Annotated in this window: 20 protein-coding genes; 17 read left to right on the top strand and 3 right to left on the bottom strand. The window is 69.0% G+C overall.

The features are described 5' to 3' along the window. The first annotated feature begins 14 nt into the window (after positions 1-14). The 13 genes from rpsE to truA all read left to right on the top strand — a co-directional run bounded on the left by rpsE (position 15) and on the right by truA (position 8,861). The gene (rpsE, locus tag ACIQZN_RS07905) at positions 15-620 is read left to right on the top strand and encodes a 30S ribosomal protein S5 (protein ID WP_018101216.1); all 606 of its coding nucleotides are present in this window, start codon (positions 15-17) and stop codon (positions 618-620) included. Next, positions 620-802: a 50S ribosomal protein L30 gene (gene rpmD, locus ACIQZN_RS07900; protein WP_003966943.1), complete on the top strand. Its 183-nt coding sequence runs from the start codon at positions 620-622 to the stop codon at positions 800-802. Before rpsE ends, rpmD begins: the two co-directional genes overlap by 1 nt. A 1-nt stretch (position 803) precedes the next feature. Then, on the top strand, positions 804-1,259 hold the full coding sequence (gene rplO / locus ACIQZN_RS07895) for a 50S ribosomal protein L15 (protein WP_018519290.1): 456 nt from the start codon (positions 804-806) through the stop codon (positions 1,257-1,259). Between the two features lie 223 nt (positions 1,260-1,482). Then, positions 1,483-2,802, top strand: coding sequence for a preprotein translocase subunit SecY (gene secY, locus ACIQZN_RS07890; protein ID WP_328904426.1), 1,320 nt, complete (start codon positions 1,483-1,485; stop codon positions 2,800-2,802). Then, complete coding sequence (locus tag ACIQZN_RS07885; RefSeq protein ID WP_403989425.1) at positions 2,802-3,461, top strand: adenylate kinase; 660 nt, start codon at positions 2,802-2,804, stop codon at positions 3,459-3,461. The genes secY and ACIQZN_RS07885 overlap by 1 nt, the downstream gene beginning before the upstream one ends. Positions 3,462-3,603: 142 nt before the next feature. After that, positions 3,604-4,440, top strand: coding sequence for a type I methionyl aminopeptidase (gene map, locus ACIQZN_RS07880; RefSeq protein WP_330313311.1), 837 nt, complete (start codon positions 3,604-3,606; stop codon positions 4,438-4,440). A gap of 164 nt (positions 4,441-4,604) precedes the next feature. Beyond that, positions 4,605-4,826, top strand: a complete 222-nt coding sequence (infA, locus tag ACIQZN_RS07875; protein WP_014047798.1) for a translation initiation factor IF-1 — start codon at positions 4,605-4,607, stop codon at positions 4,824-4,826. A 60-nt stretch (positions 4,827-4,886) separates the two neighbouring features. Further along, positions 4,887-5,000, top strand: a complete 114-nt coding sequence (rpmJ, locus tag ACIQZN_RS07870) for a 50S ribosomal protein L36 (RefSeq protein WP_003956441.1) — start codon at positions 4,887-4,889, stop codon at positions 4,998-5,000. A 191-nt stretch (positions 5,001-5,191) separates the two neighbouring features. Next, positions 5,192-5,572 carry a 30S ribosomal protein S13 gene (gene rpsM / locus ACIQZN_RS07865; RefSeq protein WP_018101211.1) on the top strand — a complete coding sequence of 127 codons (381 nt, stop codon included), beginning with the start codon at positions 5,192-5,194 and terminating at the stop codon, positions 5,570-5,572. 104 nt (positions 5,573-5,676) lie between these two features. Next, on the top strand, positions 5,677-6,081 hold the full coding sequence (rpsK, locus tag ACIQZN_RS07860) for a 30S ribosomal protein S11 (protein WP_003956432.1): 405 nt from the start codon (positions 5,677-5,679) through the stop codon (positions 6,079-6,081). A gap of 137 nt (positions 6,082-6,218) precedes the next feature. Continuing rightward, positions 6,219-7,241, top strand: a complete 1,023-nt coding sequence (locus ACIQZN_RS07855) for a DNA-directed RNA polymerase subunit alpha (protein ID WP_003966937.1) — start codon at positions 6,219-6,221, stop codon at positions 7,239-7,241. Between the two features lie 200 nt (positions 7,242-7,441). Further along, positions 7,442-7,918, top strand: a complete 477-nt coding sequence (gene rplQ / locus ACIQZN_RS07850; RefSeq protein ID WP_403989422.1) for a 50S ribosomal protein L17 — start codon at positions 7,442-7,444, stop codon at positions 7,916-7,918. Positions 7,919-8,006: 88 nt separating this feature from the next. Further along, positions 8,007-8,861, top strand: a complete 855-nt coding sequence (gene truA / locus ACIQZN_RS07845; protein ID WP_403989420.1) for a tRNA pseudouridine(38-40) synthase TruA — start codon at positions 8,007-8,009, stop codon at positions 8,859-8,861. Positions 8,862-8,898: 37 nt separating this feature from the next. Here the strand turns inward: truA and ACIQZN_RS07840 are convergent, their stop codons facing one another. Then, a complete protein-coding gene (locus ACIQZN_RS07840; protein WP_403989418.1) occupies positions 8,899-9,753 on the bottom strand; it encodes a hypothetical protein in 855 nt (284 codons plus the stop codon). 274 nt (positions 9,754-10,027) lie between these two features. Between ACIQZN_RS07840 and ACIQZN_RS07835 the strand changes: the two genes are divergently transcribed. The 4 genes from ACIQZN_RS07835 to glmM all read left to right on the top strand — a co-directional run bounded on the left by ACIQZN_RS07835 (position 10,028) and on the right by glmM (position 14,418). Continuing rightward, complete coding sequence (locus tag ACIQZN_RS07835) at positions 10,028-11,656, top strand: ABC-F family ATP-binding cassette domain-containing protein (RefSeq protein ID WP_403989905.1); 1,629 nt, start codon at positions 10,028-10,030, stop codon at positions 11,654-11,656. 225 nt (positions 11,657-11,881) lie between these two features. Continuing rightward, positions 11,882-12,325 carry a 50S ribosomal protein L13 gene (gene rplM, locus ACIQZN_RS07830; RefSeq protein WP_018101206.1) on the top strand — a complete coding sequence of 148 codons (444 nt, stop codon included), beginning with the start codon at positions 11,882-11,884 and terminating at the stop codon, positions 12,323-12,325. Positions 12,326-12,370: 45 nt separating this feature from the next. Further along, positions 12,371-12,895 (top strand): 30S ribosomal protein S9, encoded by a 525-nt coding sequence (rpsI, locus tag ACIQZN_RS07825; protein WP_018101205.1) that lies wholly within the window; start codon positions 12,371-12,373, stop codon positions 12,893-12,895. Between the two features lie 164 nt (positions 12,896-13,059). Continuing rightward, the gene (gene glmM, locus ACIQZN_RS07820) at positions 13,060-14,418 is read left to right on the top strand and encodes a phosphoglucosamine mutase (RefSeq protein ID WP_403989415.1); all 1,359 of its coding nucleotides are present in this window, start codon (positions 13,060-13,062) and stop codon (positions 14,416-14,418) included. 57 nt (positions 14,419-14,475) lie between these two features. Here glmM and ACIQZN_RS07815 read toward each other — a convergent pair whose 3' ends face one another. Together ACIQZN_RS07815 and coaA are read right to left on the bottom strand one after the other, a co-directional pair. Continuing rightward, entirely contained in the window at positions 14,476-15,450 is a 975-nt protein-coding gene (locus ACIQZN_RS07815) for a DUF389 domain-containing protein (RefSeq protein ID WP_403989413.1), read from the bottom strand. A 19-nt stretch (positions 15,451-15,469) separates the two neighbouring features. Then, on the bottom strand, positions 15,470-16,465 hold the full coding sequence (gene coaA / locus ACIQZN_RS07810) for a type I pantothenate kinase (protein WP_403989411.1): 996 nt from the start codon (positions 16,463-16,465) through the stop codon (positions 15,470-15,472). Positions 16,466-16,489: the final 24 nt, after the last annotated feature.

Here is a 16,489-nt window from a genome sequence, read left to right as displayed (position 1 = left end):
GAGAGGTAAATCCAATGGCTGGACCCCAGCGCCGCGGAAGCGGTGCCGGTGGCGGCGAGCGGCGGGACCGGAAGGGCCGTGACGGCGGCGCTGCCGCCGCCGAGAAGACCGCGTACGTCGAGCGCGTCGTCGCGATCAACCGAGTCGCCAAGGTTGTGAAGGGTGGTCGTCGCTTCAGCTTCACCGCGCTGGTCGTGGTGGGCGATGGTGACGGCACCGTCGGTGTCGGTTACGGCAAGGCCAAGGAAGTTCCCGCGGCCATCGCCAAGGGCGTGGAAGAGGCCAAGAAGAACTTCTTCAAGGTCCCGCGTATCCAGGGCACCATCCCTCACCCGATCCAGGGTGAGAAGGCTGCGGGCGTCGTCCTGCTCAAGCCGGCTTCCCCCGGTACCGGTGTGATCGCCGGTGGCCCGGTGCGCGCCGTTCTCGAGTGCGCCGGCGTCCACGACATCCTGTCGAAGTCGCTCGGGTCCTCGAACCCGATCAACATCGTGCACGCGACCGTGGCGGCCCTCCAGGGCCTGCAGCGTCCCGAGGAGATCGCGGCCCGCCGCGGTCTGCCCCTCGAGGACGTCGCCCCCGCGGCCCTGCTTCGTGCGCGTGCGGGAGCGGGTGCGTAATGGCCCGTCTCAAGATCACGCAGACGAAGTCGTACATCGGCAGCAAGCAGAACCACCGCGACACCCTGCGTTCGCTCGGGCTCAAGCGCCTGAACGACTCGGTTGTCAAGGAGGACCGCCCCGAGTTCCGCGGCATGGTGCACACCGTCCGCCACCTCGTGACGGTTGAGGAGGTCGACTGACATGGCGGAGAACAAGCCGCTGAAGGCGCATGACCTCCGGCCTGCCCCGGGCGCCAAGACCGCCAAGACCCGTGTGGGTCGTGGTGAGGCGTCCAAGGGTAAGACCGCTGGTCGTGGTACCAAGGGCACCAAGGCCCGTTACCAGGTTCCGGAGCGCTTCGAGGGTGGGCAGATGCCCCTCCACATGCGTCTCCCGAAGCTCAAGGGCTTCAAGAACCCGTTCCGCACGGAGTACCAGGTCGTGAACCTGGACAAGCTCGCGACGCTCTACCCCGAGGGTGGAGAGGTCACGGTGGCCGACCTGGTCGCCAAGGGTGCCGTGCGCAACAACCACCTCGTCAAGGTCCTCGGACAGGGCGAGATCTCCGTGGCGCTGCAGGTTTCGGTTGACGCCGTCTCCGGCTCCGCCAAGGAGAAGATCACCGCCGCCGGCGGTACCGTCACCGAGCTCGTCTGAGACAACTCGGACACTTAGGTGACCTGAACATCCGACCGGGGATGCCCTCTCAAATGGGGCATCCCCGGTTGGTCGTTCCTAGGGGGGCATGTACGCCGGTAAGGTGGCGTCCGTTGCTGTGGTATCCCCTGGGCGCACGCGTCCGGGCTCCTTGGCTTTTACGTATCCGTCGATCCTCAAGACCGTCACCTCTACGCTCTGCGCGGGGGTCGCAGGAGGCACCGTGCTCACCGGCTTCGCCCGGGCGTTCAAGACGCCCGACCTGCGCAAGAAGCTGCTCTTCACTCTCGGCATCATCGTGCTCTACCGGCTCGGGGCCCACATCCCGGTACCGGGCGTGAGCTACGAGAACGTCCAGACCTGTGTTGATCAGGCCAGCAAGGGCAACAACAGCCTCTTCGGCCTGGTGAACATGTTCAGCGGTGGTGCGCTGCTGCAGATCACGATCTTCGCGCTCGGCATCATGCCGTACATCACGGCCAGCATCATTCTCCAGCTGCTGACCGTGGTCATCCCCCGACTCGAGGCGCTCAAGAAGGAGGGGTCGTCCGGCCAGGCGAAGATCACGCAGTACACGCGTTATCTGACGGTGGCGCTCGCCATCCTCCAGGGCACGGGCCTGGTGGCCACCGCTCGCAGCGGTGCCCTGTTCAGCGGCTGCCCGGTCGCCGACCAGATCGTCCCGAACGACTCGCTGTTCACGACCATCACGATGGTCATCACGATGACCGCCGGCACCGCCGCCGTCATGTGGCTCGGTGAGCTCATCACCGACCGCGGCATCGGCAACGGCATGTCGATCCTGATGTTCATCTCGATCGCCGCGACCTTCCCGTCGGCCATGTGGGCCATCAAGACCAGCGGCAAGCTGGCGGACGGCTGGATCGAGTTCTTCACCGTCATCCTGGTCGGCTTCGTCATGGTGGCCCTCGTCGTCTTCGTCGAGCAGGCCCAGCGCCGTATCCCGGTGCAGTACGCGAAGCGCATGATCGGACGCCGTTCGTACGGTGGCACCTCCACCTACATCCCGCTGAAGGTGAACCAGGCGGGTGTGATTCCCGTCATCTTCGCTTCTTCGCTGCTCTACATCCCGGCCCTGATCGTCCAGTTCTCCAACTCCAAGGCCGGCTGGGCCATCTGGATCCAGGACAACCTGACCAAGGGCGACCACCCGTACTACATGACGGTCTACTTCCTCCTGATCGTGTTCTTCGCCTTCTTCTACGTGGCGATCTCGTTCAACCCCGAGGAAGTCGCCGACAACATGAAGAAGTATGGTGGCTTCATCCCGGGTATCCGGGCTGGTCGACCTACTGCCGAGTACCTGAGCTACGTGCTCAACAGGATCACTTGGCCGGGCTCGCTGTACCTGGGTCTGATCGCTCTGGTGCCGACGATGGCGTTGGCAAGCTTCGGTGGCGCTAACCAGAACTTCCCGTTCGGCGGGACGAGCATCCTCATCATCGTGGGTGTGGGTCTGGAGACCGTGAAGCAGATCGAGAGTCAGCTCCAGCAGCGCAATTACGAAGGGTTCCTCCGCTGATGCGAATCGTCCTCGTCGGCCCGCCGGGTGCCGGCAAGGGAACGCAGGCCGCGTACCTTGCCAAGAACCTGTCGATTCCGCACATCTCCACGGGCGACCTCTTCCGCGCCAACATCAGCCAGGGCACCGACCTTGGCAAGCAGGCCCGCGCCTACATGGACGCGGGGCAGCTGGTGCCGGACGAGGTGACGATCGGGATGGCCAAGGACCGCATGTCCCAGCCGGACGCGGTCAACGGCTTCCTGCTCGACGGCTTCCCGCGCAACGTGGGCCAGGCCGAAGCTCTGGACGTGATGCTCAAGGACGAGGGCGTGAAGCTGGACGCCGTGCTCGACCTGGAGGTCCCCGAGGACGAGGTCGTGAAGCGGATCGCGGGTCGCCGCATCTGCCGCAACGACAGCGCGCACGTCTTCCACGCCACGTACAACCCGCCGAAGACCGAGGGTGTCTGCGACACCTGCGGCGGCGAGCTGTACCAGCGCGACGACGACACCGAGGAGACGGTGCGTACCCGGCTGGAGGTCTACCACACGCAGACCGAGCCGATCATCGACTATTACCGGGCACAGGACCTGGTGGTCACCATCTCCGCACTCGGCAAGGTCACCGACGTGACCGACCGGGCCATGGAGGCGCTGAAGAAGTCCGCGGAGGACTGAGCGCCCAGCACCCCTTCGTAAGCGCAGCACACGCAGTACAAGCCGGCCGCGGCGTCCTCGGACGCCGCGGCCGACTGCTTGCCGCCGCGTATCGTGGAAGACCCGCCCCCCGTTCACCGTCCCACCGGAAAGGCGCCGCAGCATGGTGCAGATCAAGACCCCCGAGCAGATCGCGAAGATGCGCGAGGCGGGGCTGGTGGTCGCTGCCATCCACGCGGCGACCCGTGAGGCGGCGGTGCCCGGCGCCACCACCCGCGACCTGGACCAGGTCGCCCGCAAGGTGATCGCCGATCACGGCGCGAAGTCGAACTTCCTCGGGTACGGCGGGTTCCCCGCGACCATCTGCACCTCGGTCAACGAGGTCGTCGTCCACGGCATCCCGGACGACAAGACGGTTCTCAAGGACGGCGACATCATCTCCATCGACGCCGGCGCGATCGTGGACGGCTGGCACGGCGACGCCGCGTACACCGCCTTCGTCGGTACGGGGCACGCGCCGGAGCTGGTCGAGCTCTCCCGGGTGACCGAGGAGTCGATGTGGGCCGGCATCGCGGCGATGAAGGTCAACAACCGCCTGGTCGACATCTCCAAGGCGATCGAGTCCTACATCCGCCGCCAGCCCCGCCCCGCCACCGGCAAGTACGGGATCATCGAGGACTACGGCGGGCACGGCATCGGCACCGAGATGCACATGGACCCGCATCTGCTGAACTACGTCTCCCGCAAGCGCGGCAAGGGCGTCAAGCTGGTCCCGGGCCTCTGCCTGGCCATCGAGCCGATGGTCTCGCTGGGCACCCCGCACACGGAGGTGCTGGAGGACGAGTGGACCGTCATCACCACGGACGGCACCTGGTCCTCGCACTGGGAGCACTCCATCGCCCTGACGGAGCAGGGCCCGCTGGTCCTCACCGCCCCGGACTGCGGCCGCGAGAAGCTGGCGCAGTACGGCGTGGAGGCCGCTCCCGACCCCCTGGGCTGATCCGTTGCGCCGGGGAGGTCTAAGGATCTCCCCGGATGGGCAAACTTGACGGATTCGCCTTTGGGAGTCCGCTGACGTAGACTGACTCGTCGGCTCTCGTGCATCCGTGTGTCCGCATGCGGGGGACGAAAGTCGATCAAGGTAGCCGATTCGAAGGGCGAAGCGTGGCCAAGAAGCAAGGTGCCATCGAGATTGAGGGCACCGTGATCGAGTCCCTCCCGAACGCCATGTTCAGGGTGGAGCTCCAGAACGGTCACAAGGTCCTCGCGCACATCAGCGGCAAGATGCGTATGCACTACATCCGCATCCTCCCGGATGACCGGGTCGTCGTGGAGCTCTCTCCGTACGACCTGACGCGTGGCCGGATCGTCTACCGCTACAAGTAGATCTTGCCGCCGTCCGCACCCGTGCGGGCGTGGGCACTGACCCGGAGAACCTGACATCCCATGAAGGTCAAGCCGAGCGTCAAGAAGATCTGCGACAAGTGCAAGGTGATCCGCCGTCACGGCCGGGTCATGGTCATCTGCGACAACCTGCGCCACAAGCAGCGCCAGGGCTGACGCACGACCCCCTGCATCTCGCAGTTCGCGCGACGCACGTAATACGTACATACGCAGAGCCCGTCCAAGCCGCGGCTGACGACACCTCCGGCGGGGGCCGGGGACCCGGACGTACCACCTCTCCCAGCGAGGGGTCGGCGGCCGGGAGTGGTTCTGCGGAAGACCCCCGACTTAACAACTGGAGCCATTGAATGGCACGCGTTTCAGGTGTTGACATCCCGCGCGAAAAGCGCGTGGAGGTTGCCCTCACCTACGTCTTCGGTATCGGGCGCACCCGGTCCAAGGAGATCCTCGCCGCCTCCGGCGTGAACCCGAACACCCGCGTTCGCGACCTGGCCGAAGAGGACCTGGTCAAGATCCGCGAGTACGTGGACGCCAACCTCCGCACCGAGGGTGACCTCCGCCGCGAGATCCAGGCCGACATCCGCCGCAAGGTCGAGATCGGCTGCTACCAGGGTCTCCGTCACCGTCGCGGTCTGCCGGTCCACGGCCAGCGCACCAGCACCAACGCCCGTACCCGCAAGGGTCCGCGTCGCGCGATCGCCGGCAAGAAGAAGCCCGGCAAGAAGTAGTCCTCAGCGGACGCACTGCGGGCGACCGGCTTCCCGGCCTCCGCAGCAACCAGCGGTCTTCGCTGTAGGACCGATCACCTCCCCTCTCCATCTGGAGTCAAGACATGCCCCCCAAGGGTCGTCAGGGCGCAGCCAAGAAGGTGCGTCGCAAGGAAAAGAAGAACGTCGCTCACGGCCACGCGCACATCAAGAGCACGTTCAACAACACGATCGTCTCGATCACGGACCCCTCGGGCAACGTGATCTCCTGGGCCTCCGCCGGCCACGTCGGCTTCAAGGGCTCGCGCAAGTCCACCCCCTTCGCCGCGCAGATGGCCGCCGAGTCGGCCGCCCGCCGCGCGCAGGAGCACGGCATGCGCAAGGTCGACGTCTTCGTGAAGGGTCCGGGCTCCGGCCGCGAGACCGCGATCCGCTCCCTCCAGGCCACCGGCCTTGAGGTCGGCTCGATCCAGGACGTCACCCCGACGCCGCACAACGGCTGCCGTCCGCCGAAGCGTCGCCGCGTCTGAGTCGTCACGGCCGGTGACGGCCGTGCGCCAGTAGCGCCGGGTCCGGGCGGTACACCTCTTCGGGGGCGTACCGCCCGTACCCTTGTTACATCTGTCGGGCATCAAATAGTGGGTGCCCCCGACTGAAGGATCACAGCATGCTTATCGCTCAGCGTCCGTCGCTGACCGAAGAGGTCGTCGACGAATTCCGTTCGCGCTTCGTCATCGAGCCGCTGGAGCCGGGCTTCGGCTACACGCTCGGCAACTCCCTGCGCCGCACGCTCCTCTCCTCGATCCCGGGTGCCGCTGTCACGAGCATCCGCATCGACGGTGTCCTGCACGAGTTCACCACCGTGCCGGGCGTCAAGGAGGACGTGACCGACCTCATCCTCAACATCAAGCAGCTGGTCGTCTCCTCGGAGCACGACGAGCCCGTCGTGATGTACCTGCGCAAGCAGGGCCCCGGCCTGGTCACCGCCGCGGACATCGCTCCGCCGGCCGGTGTCGAGGTGCACAACCCGGACCTCGTCCTCGCCACGCTGAACGGCAAGGGCAAGCTGGAGATGGAGCTGACCGTCGAGCGCGGTCGCGGCTACGTCTCCGCCGTCCAGAACAAGCAGGTGGGCCAGGAGATCGGCCGTATCCCGGTCGACTCCATCTACTCGCCGGTGCTCAAGGTCACGTACAAGGTCGAGGCGACCCGTGTCGAGCAGCGCACCGACTTCGACAAGCTGATCGTCGACGTCGAGACCAAGCAGGCCATGCGTCCGCGTGACGCGATGGCTTCGGCCGGTAAGACCCTGGTCGAGCTGTTCGGTCTGGCGCGCGAGCTCAACATCGACGCCGAGGGCATCGACATGGGCCCGTCGCCGACGGACGCCGCGCTCGCGGCGGACCTGGCGCTGCCGATCGAGGAGCTGGAGCTCACGGTCCGCTCGTACAACTGCCTCAAGCGCGAGGGCATCCACTCGGTGGGCGAGCTGGTGGCCCGCTCCGAGGCGGACCTGCTCGACATCCGCAACTTCGGTGCGAAGTCGATCGACGAGGTCAAGGCGAAGCTGGCCGGTATGGGCCTGGCGCTGAAGGACTCGCCTCCCGGCTTCGACCCCACCGCCGCCGCGGACGCCTTTGGCGCCGACGACGACGCGGACGCGGGTTTCGTGGAGACCGAGCAGTACTGAGTCGCCTCCCGGCTGGGGTGCCCGTGTGGGTGCCCCGGTCCGGGTGAGGGCTTTTGTCCTCAATCGCCGGACGGGCTTGAATTGGGCTGATGCCCGATGTCCAGTGCGGACGGCGTTTTCACACTTCCGCGCGGCGGCCGCCGCGTGGGAACTGACATCGGTACCTGATACGGCCGGTGCAGCACACAAGGAGAAAACCCATGCCGAAGCCCGCCAAGGGTGCCCGTCTGGGCGGCAGCGCCGCGCACGAGAAGCTTCTTCTCAACAACCTCGCGAAGTCGCTGTTCGAGCACGGCCGCATCACCACGACCGAGGCCAAGGCGCGTCGCCTGCGTCCGGTCGCGGAGCGTTTCATCACCAAGGCGAAGAAGGGCGACATCCACAACCGTCGCCTGGTGCTGGAGTCGATCACGGACAAGGGCATCGTCCACACGCTCTTCACCGAGATCGCCCCGCGCTACGAGAACCGCCCCGGTGGTTACACCCGCATCACCAAGATCGGCAACCGTCGTGGCGACAACGCCCCGATGGCCGTCATCGAGCTGGTCGAGGCGCTGACCGTGGCGCAGCAGGCCACCGGTGAGGCCGAGGCCGCCACCAAGCGTGCGGTCAAGGAAGACGCGGCCAAGAAGGACGAGACCCCGGTCGAGTCCGTCGAGGACGCGCAGGACGCCTGAGCGTTCCGGAACCACTGAACGGGTCCGCATCACCCTCCGGGGCGGTGCGGGCCCGTTCGGCTGTGCGGGATCTTGAGAGGATGCGCTGGTGAGTGACGAGGTGGAGCCCGGTTTCGTACGGGTACGGCTGGACCTGGCCTATGACGGCAAGGACTTCTCGGGCTGGGCGAAGCAGACCGCGCGGCGGACGGTCCAGGGCGAGATCGAGGACGCGCTGCGGACCGTGACCCGCTCCTCACGCACGTACGACCTGACGGTGGCCGGCCGCACGGATGCCGGGGTGCACGCCCGGGGCCAGGTCGCCCATGTCGACCTGCCGGACGAGGTGTGGGCCGAGCACGCCGAGAAGCTGCTGAGGCGGCTCGCCGGGCGGATGGCCCCCGATGTGCGGGTCTGGCGGATCGCGGAGGCGGCGCCAGGGTTCAACGCCCGGTTCTCCGCCCTGTGGCGCCGGTACGCGTACCGCGTCGCCGACCGCCCCGGCGGCGTCGACCCCCTCGTCCGGGGCCATGTGCTCTGGCACGACCGGCCGCTGGACGTGGCCGCGATGAACGCCGCCGCGGCGCGGATGACCGGGGAGCACGACTTCGCGGCGTACTGCAAGAAGCGCGAGGGCGCGACGACGATCCGGACGCTCCAGAAGCTGCACTGGGTGCGCGACGCGGAGACCGGGATCATCACCGGGACCGTGCAGGCGGACGCCTTCTGCCACAACATGGTGCGCGCCCTCGTCGGGGCGATGCTCTTCGTCGGCGACGGGCGGCGCCCCGACCCCTGGCCGGCCGAGGTGCTGGCCGCCGCCGTGCGCGACCCAGGGGTGCACGTGGTGCGCCCGCACGGGCTGACGCTGGAGGAGGTCGCGTACCCGGCGGACGAGCTGCTGGCGGCGCGTGCGGTGGAGGCGCGCAATGTGCGGACGCTGCCGGGGGCGGGCTGCTGCTAGGGGGTGTCTTGCCGGCCCTGACCGGCAAGACACCTCCCTAGGTGGTCGTGATGTCGGCGGCGGCCGATGCCTGGACCTCGCCGCGGTGGCGGATGCGGCGGAACGTGTAGTCCGTCAGGTCGTCGCCGGTCGTGTAGACGTCCTTGTCGGCCTTGGTGGCGTTGCGGCCGTCCGTGAAGCCGCCGACCGTGAAGTACGCGTACCGGCCGTACGAGTTCGCGGTGCGGCGGCAGATCACGCCGTCGCGGCAGAAGACCGGGACGCCCGACCCGCTCAGCGAGGCCAGCCCGCCGGTCGCCAGCTGCGCGGTGCGTTTCGCCTGGGCCTCCGTGTCGAAGACCGCGATGCCGACGGTGACCGCCACGCCGTCCCGGCTGTACGTGGCCCGGATGACCTGGTCGCAGCCGTTGGCGGTGAGGACCGCGCCCAGCGCGCCCTGGGTGGTCGCCGCGCACTGCTTGGTGCGGTGGGTCGCGCCCCTGGCGTACGTACGGCCTCCGGCGGTCAGCTTGTCGTCGGGGAAGAAGGCGTCGACGTCGACCGGCAGCCGGTCCTTCTTCACGTCGGCGATGTAGTCCCGGGGGTCCGGCGGGGGCGGGGGCGCCACCGACGAGAAGGACGGCTCGGGCGCGGGGAGCTCGGTCGGCAGGTCGTCCGCCGTGGGCAGCTCGCTGGCGTGCTTCCCGGCCCGGTTGCCTGAGCCGGAGCCGTTCGCGGAGATCACCGCCGTCGCCACGACCGCGGCGACGGCTGCCGTGGCGAGGGCGCCGCCGCCGATCAGCAGCCACTTCTTGCGCCGGGCCCGGGCCGCGGAGGCATCGGCCAGCGCCTCCCAGTCGGGAGTGCCGCCGTTCCCGGGCCCCTCGGAGGGCCCCCCGTCCCCAAAACTCATGCCGCGCATCCTAGGCCCTGTCGTCACATTCCCGTCTGCCGGGCGACGCCATGCACGCACTCTCGCCGCACCGGCCCCAGACCCCAGTACATCCAGTACAGGGGTCTGGGGCCGGCACGCCGAGAAGTGGGGTCTCCCCTGTTCGAGCGAAGCCGAGAACTTGGGGATGCACCTGACGCCGCCCGGCCCGCCCTCCGGGCGGACGACGGGAATGTGACGACAGGGCCTAGACGCCGCGTAATCCGGTTGGGCCAACCCTCCGGCGCCCGTGACAATGCTCTGCATGGGACATCTCGAAGCGGGCCACCTTGAGTACTACCTTCCGGACGGGCGGGTGCTGCTCGGCGATGCCTCGTTCCGGGTGGCCGACGGTGCCGTCGTCGCCCTCGTCGGGGCGAACGGCGCCGGCAAGACCACGCTGCTGCGGCTGCTCGCCGGGGAGCTCCAGCCGCACGGCGGCTCGGTGTCGGTGAGCGGCGGGCTCGGCGTGATGCGCCAGTTCGTCGGCTCGGTCCGCGACGAGCGCACCGTCCGCGACCTGCTGGTCTCCGTCGCGCAGCCGCGTATCCGGGAGGCCGCGCTCGCCGTCGACCGGGCCGAGGAGCGCATCCTCACCGTGGACGACGAGGCCGCGCAGATGGCGTACGCGCAGGCGCTGAGCGACTGGGCGGAGGCGCGCGGCTACGAGGCCGAGACGGTGTGGGACATGTGCACCATGGCCGCGCTCGGCGTCCCGTACGAGAAGGCGCAGTGGCGCGAGGTGCGCACGCTCTCCGGTGGTGAGCAGAAGCGGCTGGTCCTGGAGGCCCTGCTGCGGGGCCCCGACGAGGTGCTGCTCCTGGACGAGCCGGACAACTATCTGGACGTGCCCGGCAAGCGGTGGCTGGAGGAGCGGCTGAGGGAGACCCGTAAGACCGTCCTCTTCGTCTCCCACGACCGGGAGCTGCTGTCCCGCGCCGCGCAGAAGATCGTCAGCGTGGAGCCCGGCCCGGCCGGCAGCGACGTCTGGGTGCACGGCGGCGGCTTCGACACGTACCACCAGGCCCGCAAGGAGCGGTTCGCCCGCTTCGAGGAGCTGCTGCGGCGCTGGGAGGAGGAGCACAAACGGCTGAAGGCGCTCGTGCACCGGCTGCGCCAGCAGGCGGCGATCAGCCCCGACATGGCGAGCCGCTACCACGCGATGCAGACCCGGTTCCGGAAGTTCGAGGAGGCGGGCCCGCCGCCCGAGCCGCCGCGCGAGCAGGACATCCGGATGCGGCTGCGCGGCGGCCGCACCGGGGTGCGCGCGGTGACCTGCGAGGGCCTGGAGCTGACCGGCCTGATGAAACCGTTCGACCTGGAGGTCTTCTACGGGGAACGGGTCGCGGTCCTCGGCTCCAACGGGTCCGGCAAGTCCCACTTCCTGCGGCTCCTGGCGGGCGAGCCCGTCGCGCACACGGGGGAGTGGAAGCTCGGTGCGCGGGTGGTCCCCGGGCACTTCGCGCAGACCCACGCGCACCCGGAGCTGCTGGGCCGCACGCTGGTCGACATCCTGTGGACCGGGCACGCGAAGGACCGGGGCGGGGCGATGTCCGTACTGCGCCGCTACGAGCTGGAGCGGCAGGGCGACCAGCCGTTCGAGAAGCTGTCCGGCGGGCAGCAGGCCCGGTTCCAGATCCTGCTCCTGGAGCTGTCCGGCACGACCGCGCTGCTGCTGGACGAGCCGACGGACAACCTGGACCTGGAGTCGGCGGAGGCGTTGCAGGACGGGCTGGAGGCGTACGACGGCACGGTGCTCGCGGTGACGCACGACCGGTGGTTCGCCAAGAGCTTCGACCGGTACCTGGTCTTCGGCTCGGACGGGGTCGTCCGCGAGACGACGGAGCCGGTGTGGGACGAGCGGCGGGTCGAGCGGGCGCGGTAGGGGGGCGCGTTTTGACCCGTCCGGGGCCGGACGGGTAGTCTCGACCTTTGTTATGCGTATGGGCTGCGTCTTCATGACGCGCAGAGCCCTTGCGCAGGTTCTCTGGAGCAGTTACCAGTGGCTCGCATACGGGCATCGCCCCGGCATTGCGTGCCCCAGCTGCATGATCGCTTCAGAGGTGTCGTGTGTCTGGACCCCATCCACTGAAGAAGCGAAGGCTACGAAGTGCGTACGTACAGCCCCAAGCCCGGCGATGTGACTCGCCAGTGGCACATCATTGACGCGCAGGACGTCGTCCTGGGCCGTCTCGCCACCACGGCTGCGAACCTCCTGCGAGGCAAGCACAAGGCGATCTACGCCCCCCACATGGACATGGGCGACTTCGTCATCATCATCAACGCCGACAAGGTTCACCTGTCCGGCAACAAGCGGACCCAGAAGATGGCGTACCGCCACTCCGGGTTCCCGGGCGGTCTGCGCTCCGTGCGCTACGACGACCTGCTCGCGAACAACCCCGAGAAGGCCGTCGAGAAGGCCATCAAGGGCATGATCCCCAAGAACTCCCTGGGCCGCCAGATGATCTCGAAGCTGAAGGTCTACGCGGGCGACCAGCACCCGCACGCTGCGCAGCAGCCGGTCCCGTACGAGATCACCCAGGTCGCGCAGTAGTTCCGGCCTCCCCCCAAAGACATAAAGAAAGATCTGAGGAGAATCGTGGCCGAGACCACTGTTGAGACCGTCGAGGGCACCGAGGGCGAGGAGACCTTCGCCGAGGTGACCACCTTCGAGTCCGAGGTCCCCGTCGAGGGTGAGTACACCTCCGAGTCGCTCGCCGGCCGCTTCGGCGACCCGCAGCCCGCCGCCGGCCTTGGCCGTCGCAAGAACGCCATCGCCCGCGTCCGGATCGTTCCGGGCACCGGCAAGTGGAAGATCAACGGTCGCACCCTCGAGAGCTACTTCCCGAACAAGGTGCACCAGCAGGAAGTCAACGAGCCCTTCAAGGTGCTCGAGCTCGACGGCCGTTACGACGTCATCGCCCGCATCGCGGGTGGCGGCGTCTCGGGTCAGGCCGGCGCCCTGCGCCTGGGCGTGGCCCGCGCGCTGAACGAGGCGGACGTGGACAACAACCGCGCGACCCTGAAGAAGGCCGGCTTCCTCTCCCGCGACGACCGTGCGGTCGAGCGCAAGAAGGCCGGTCTCAAGAAGGCCCGCAAGGCCCCGCAGTACAGCAAGCGCTAAACCGCCTGCTCATCCGCGTTACCGTTCGCCCCGGCGGCACCTCTCGTGCTGCCGGGGCGTTCGTTTATCGACATCCTCGGGCATATAACGGCATAAGGCGTTCATAGGCTTGTTGGTTGCATGATCTGATCTTTTGCGTTTCGGAGCACTTTCGGAGGACACCAGTGGGACGACTCTTCGGCACGGACGGCGTGCGCGGTGTCGCCAATGCGGACCTGACGGCCGAGCTCGCGCTCGGTCTCTCGGTGGCCGCGGCACACGTACTGGCCGAGGCGGGCACCTTCGAGGGCCATCGGCCGACGGCCGTGGTGGGCCGTGACCCACGCGCCTCCGGAGAGTTCCTGGAGGCCGCCGTCGTGGCCGGCCTGGCGAGCGCGGGCGTCGACATCCTGCGCGTCGGCGTGCTGCCGACCCCGGCCGTGGCCTACCTGACCGGCGCGCTCGGCGCCGACATCGGGGTCATGCTCTCCGCCAGCCACAACGCCATGCCGGACAACGGTGTCAAGTTCTTCGCCCGGGGCGGCCACAAGCTCGCCGACGAGCTGGAGGACCGCATCGAGACGGTCTACGAGCAGCACCGCACCGGTGAGCCGTGGACCCGCCCCACCGGCGCCGGCGTCGGCCGCGTCACGGACTACGTGGAGGGCTTCGACCGGTACGTCGCCCACCTCATCGGCGTCCTCCCGAACCGCCTCGACGGCCTGAAGGTCGTCCTGGACGAGGCGCACGGCGCCGCCGCCCGCGTCTCGCCCGAGGCGTTCGCCCGCGCCGGGGCCGAGGTCGTCACGATCGGCGCCGAGCCGGACGGGCTGAACATCAACGACGGCTGCGGCTCCACCCACCTGGAGCTGCTGCGCGCCGCCGTCGTCGAGCACGGCGCGGACCTGGGCATCGCGCACGACGGCGACGCCGACCGCTGCCTGGCCGTGGACGCGGCGGGCCAGGAGGTCGACGGCGACCAGATCCTCGCCGTGCTGGCCCTCGCCATGCGCGAGGCCGGACAGCTGCGCCGGGACACCGTGGTCGGCACCGTGATGTCGAACCTCGGCTTCAAGCTGGCCATGGAGCGCGAGGGCATCCAGCTCGTCCAGACGGCCGTCGGCGACCGCTACGTCCTGGAGTCCATGAAGGCCGAGGGCTACGCGCTGGGCGGCGAGCAGTCCGGCCACGTCATCGTCCTGGACCACGCCACGACCGGCGACGGCACCCTGACCGGCCTGATGCTCGCGGCCCGGGTCGCCGCCACGGGCCGCTCGCTCGCCGAGCTGGCCGGGGTCATGGAGCGCCTGCCGCAGGTCCTGGTCAACGTCCCGGACGTGGACAAGTCCCGCGTGCACACCTCGCAGGACGTGGCCGCCGCCGTCGCGGAGGCCGAGCGCGAGCTGGGCCACACCGGCCGCGTGCTGCTGCGCCCCTCGGGCACGGAGCCGCTGGTGCGGGTCATGGTCGAGGCGGCGGACATCGAGCAGGCCCGCACGGTGGCGGGGCAGCTGGCGGACGTAGTGAAGTCGGCGCTGGGCTAGCAGTCCGGGGGAGGGGCGGGCGTTCTTGCGGGCGCCCGCCCCTCCCGTGGTCCGTTCTCAGCGCGTCGGTGCCGTGGGCTTCGTGTGGGCGCGCTGGTGGGCCCGCTGGTGGCGGCGGGTCGTCCGCCACAGCGCCTTCTGCACCAGCAGCGTCAGCGTGCCCGCCGCCACGATCCCGCCGAGGTTCGCCAGCAGCTGCTGGACGGACCCGGTCATCTGGCCGTAGTCCCGGTAGCTGAAGGCCACCGCCGCGTTGGCGGCCGCCGGCACGGTGGTCACCGAGATCGCGACCCCGATGAGCGCGCCGGACTTCGCCGAGGTCAGCGAGAGCGTCCCCGCGATGCCGGCGAGGAACGCCACGACGAACGACATCCAGTCCGGCTGCCAGACGAACGCGGTGTTGGGCCGCTTCCCCTCGATCATCGCCATGTCGAACAGCCCGAAGGCGTCCATCAGCCAGGCGAAGCCCACTGTCAGCAGCATCGCCGCGGCGAACCCGCCGATCAGCGCGATCAGCGAGCGCCCCACCAGGCGCGGGGCGCGCTGCACCAGCGCCGTCGAGATCCCGGCGAGCGGCCCGAACTCGGGGCCCACCGCCATCGCGCCCACGATCAGGATCGCGTTGTCGAGCATCACCCCGCAGGCCGCGAGCATCGTCGCCACCGCGAGGAACGCGACATAGGTGGCGCTGAACGTCGAGTCGTCGTGCGTGGCCTCGACCAGCTCCTCCCAGAGCACCGCGTCCGATCCCTCGCCCGGCGCCGCCTCCTCCGCGCGGTCGGCGCGCGCGGAGAGCGTCAGGTCCATGTTCTCCACGGTGATCGCGCCGAACTCGTCGAGCCCGATCCTGCGCAGCTCGGCGATCAGCTCGTCGCCCGCCTCGCGCGCCACGTCGCACAGCACGATGTCGCCCACCGGGTCGCGCGCGACGCCCGGCAGCACCGCGAGGTGCGCGGTGCCGACGGTCCGTTCCAGCAGGTCCGTCACCTCGTCCGTGCGGTCGGCGGGGACGAGCAGGCGCAGATGCAGCACGGGGCGGACCCTTCCCGGTTCAGAGCTTGCGCAGCGACAGCCGCTGGACCTTGTGGTCGGGCCCCTTGCGCAGCACCAGCGTGGCACGTCCGCGCGTCGGCGCCACGTTCTCCACGAGGTTCGGCCGGTTGATGGTGCGCCACATGGTGGCCGCGTACTCCATCGCCTCGGCCTCGGAGACCTGGGTGTACTTGCGGAAGTACGAGGACGGGTCCTGGAACGCCGTCTCGCGCAGCTTCCGGAAGCGGTTGAGGTACCAGGTCTCGATGTCCTCCGGCTTGGCGTCCACGTACACGCTGAAGTCGAAGTAGTCGGCGAGCCCGACCCTGGTGCGGCCGTCCTTGCCGGGCAGGGCGGGCTGGAGGACGTTCAGCCCCTCCACGATGAGGATGTCCGGGCGGCGCACGGTGAGCTGTTCGCCGGGCACGATGTCGTAGATCAGGTGCGAGTACACCGGGGCGGTGACCTCGTCCTTGCCCGCCTTGATGTCGGCGACGAAACGGGTGAGGGCGCGCCGGTCGTACGACTCCGGGAACCCCTTGCGGGACATCAGTCCGCGCGCGTGGAGCTCCTTCATCGGCAGCAGGAACCCGTCGGTGGTGACCAGCTCGACCCGGGGGTGCTCGGGCCAGCGGGCCAGCAGCGCGCGGAGGATGCGCGCGGTGGTGGACTTGCCGACGGCGACACTGCCCGCGACGCCTATGACGAACGGGGTGCCGCGCTGCGCTCCCTGCCCGTTGCCCGCGTCGCCGAGGAAGGTGTTGAGCGCGCCGCGCAGCCCTGAGGTGGCCTGCACGTACAGGTTCAGCAGCCGCGAGAGCGGCAGGTAGACGTCCCGCACCTCGTCGAGATCGATGACGTCGCCGAGCCCGCGCAGCCGCTCCACCTCCTCGGCGGTCAGCGGCAGCGGCGTCTTGTCGCGCAGCGCGCTCCACTCCGCCCGGGAGAGGTCGACGTACGGCGTCGCGGCGTGCTCGGCGCGTCGGTTCGTGCTCCGGGTCGGCGAAGTGATCACGGGAACATTGTTGCGGGAGTTCGA

It is taken from the genome of Streptomyces sp. NPDC097595 (assembly GCF_044761525.1).
Classification (GTDB): domain Bacteria; phylum Actinomycetota; class Actinomycetes; order Streptomycetales; family Streptomycetaceae; genus Streptomyces; species Streptomyces drozdowiczii_A.
The sequence above is the reverse complement of the archived record's forward strand: the minus strand, read 5'-3'. Positions and strand labels throughout refer to the sequence as shown.

Excerpts from the sequence above, each read along its gene's own strand:
- rplO (WP_018519290.1), top strand. The coding sequence starts at position 804 with ATGGCGGAGAACAAGCCGCTGAAGGCGCATGACCTCCGGCCTGCCCCG.
- ACIQZN_RS07885 (WP_403989425.1), top strand. The coding sequence starts at position 2,802 with ATGCGAATCGTCCTCGTCGGCCCGCCGGGTGCCGGCAAGGGAACGCAG.
- ACIQZN_RS07835 (WP_403989905.1), top strand. The coding sequence starts at position 10,028 with ATGCTCTGCATGGGACATCTCGAAGCGGGCCACCTTGAGTACTACCTT.
- rpmD (WP_003966943.1), top strand. The coding sequence starts at position 620 with ATGGCCCGTCTCAAGATCACGCAGACGAAGTCGTACATCGGCAGCAAG.
- rpmJ (WP_003956441.1), top strand. The coding sequence starts at position 4,887 with ATGAAGGTCAAGCCGAGCGTCAAGAAGATCTGCGACAAGTGCAAGGTG.
- rpsM (WP_018101211.1), top strand. The coding sequence starts at position 5,192 with ATGGCACGCGTTTCAGGTGTTGACATCCCGCGCGAAAAGCGCGTGGAG.
- ACIQZN_RS07855 (WP_003966937.1), top strand. The coding sequence starts at position 6,219 with ATGCTTATCGCTCAGCGTCCGTCGCTGACCGAAGAGGTCGTCGACGAA.
- rpsK (WP_003956432.1), top strand. The coding sequence starts at position 5,677 with ATGCCCCCCAAGGGTCGTCAGGGCGCAGCCAAGAAGGTGCGTCGCAAG.
- rplQ (WP_403989422.1), top strand. The coding sequence starts at position 7,442 with ATGCCGAAGCCCGCCAAGGGTGCCCGTCTGGGCGGCAGCGCCGCGCAC.
- ACIQZN_RS07840 (WP_403989418.1), bottom strand. The coding sequence starts at position 9,753 with ATGAGTTTTGGGGACGGGGGGCCCTCCGAGGGGCCCGGGAACGGCGGC.
- rpsE (WP_018101216.1), top strand. The coding sequence starts at position 15 with ATGGCTGGACCCCAGCGCCGCGGAAGCGGTGCCGGTGGCGGCGAGCGG.
- map (WP_330313311.1), top strand. The coding sequence starts at position 3,604 with ATGGTGCAGATCAAGACCCCCGAGCAGATCGCGAAGATGCGCGAGGCG.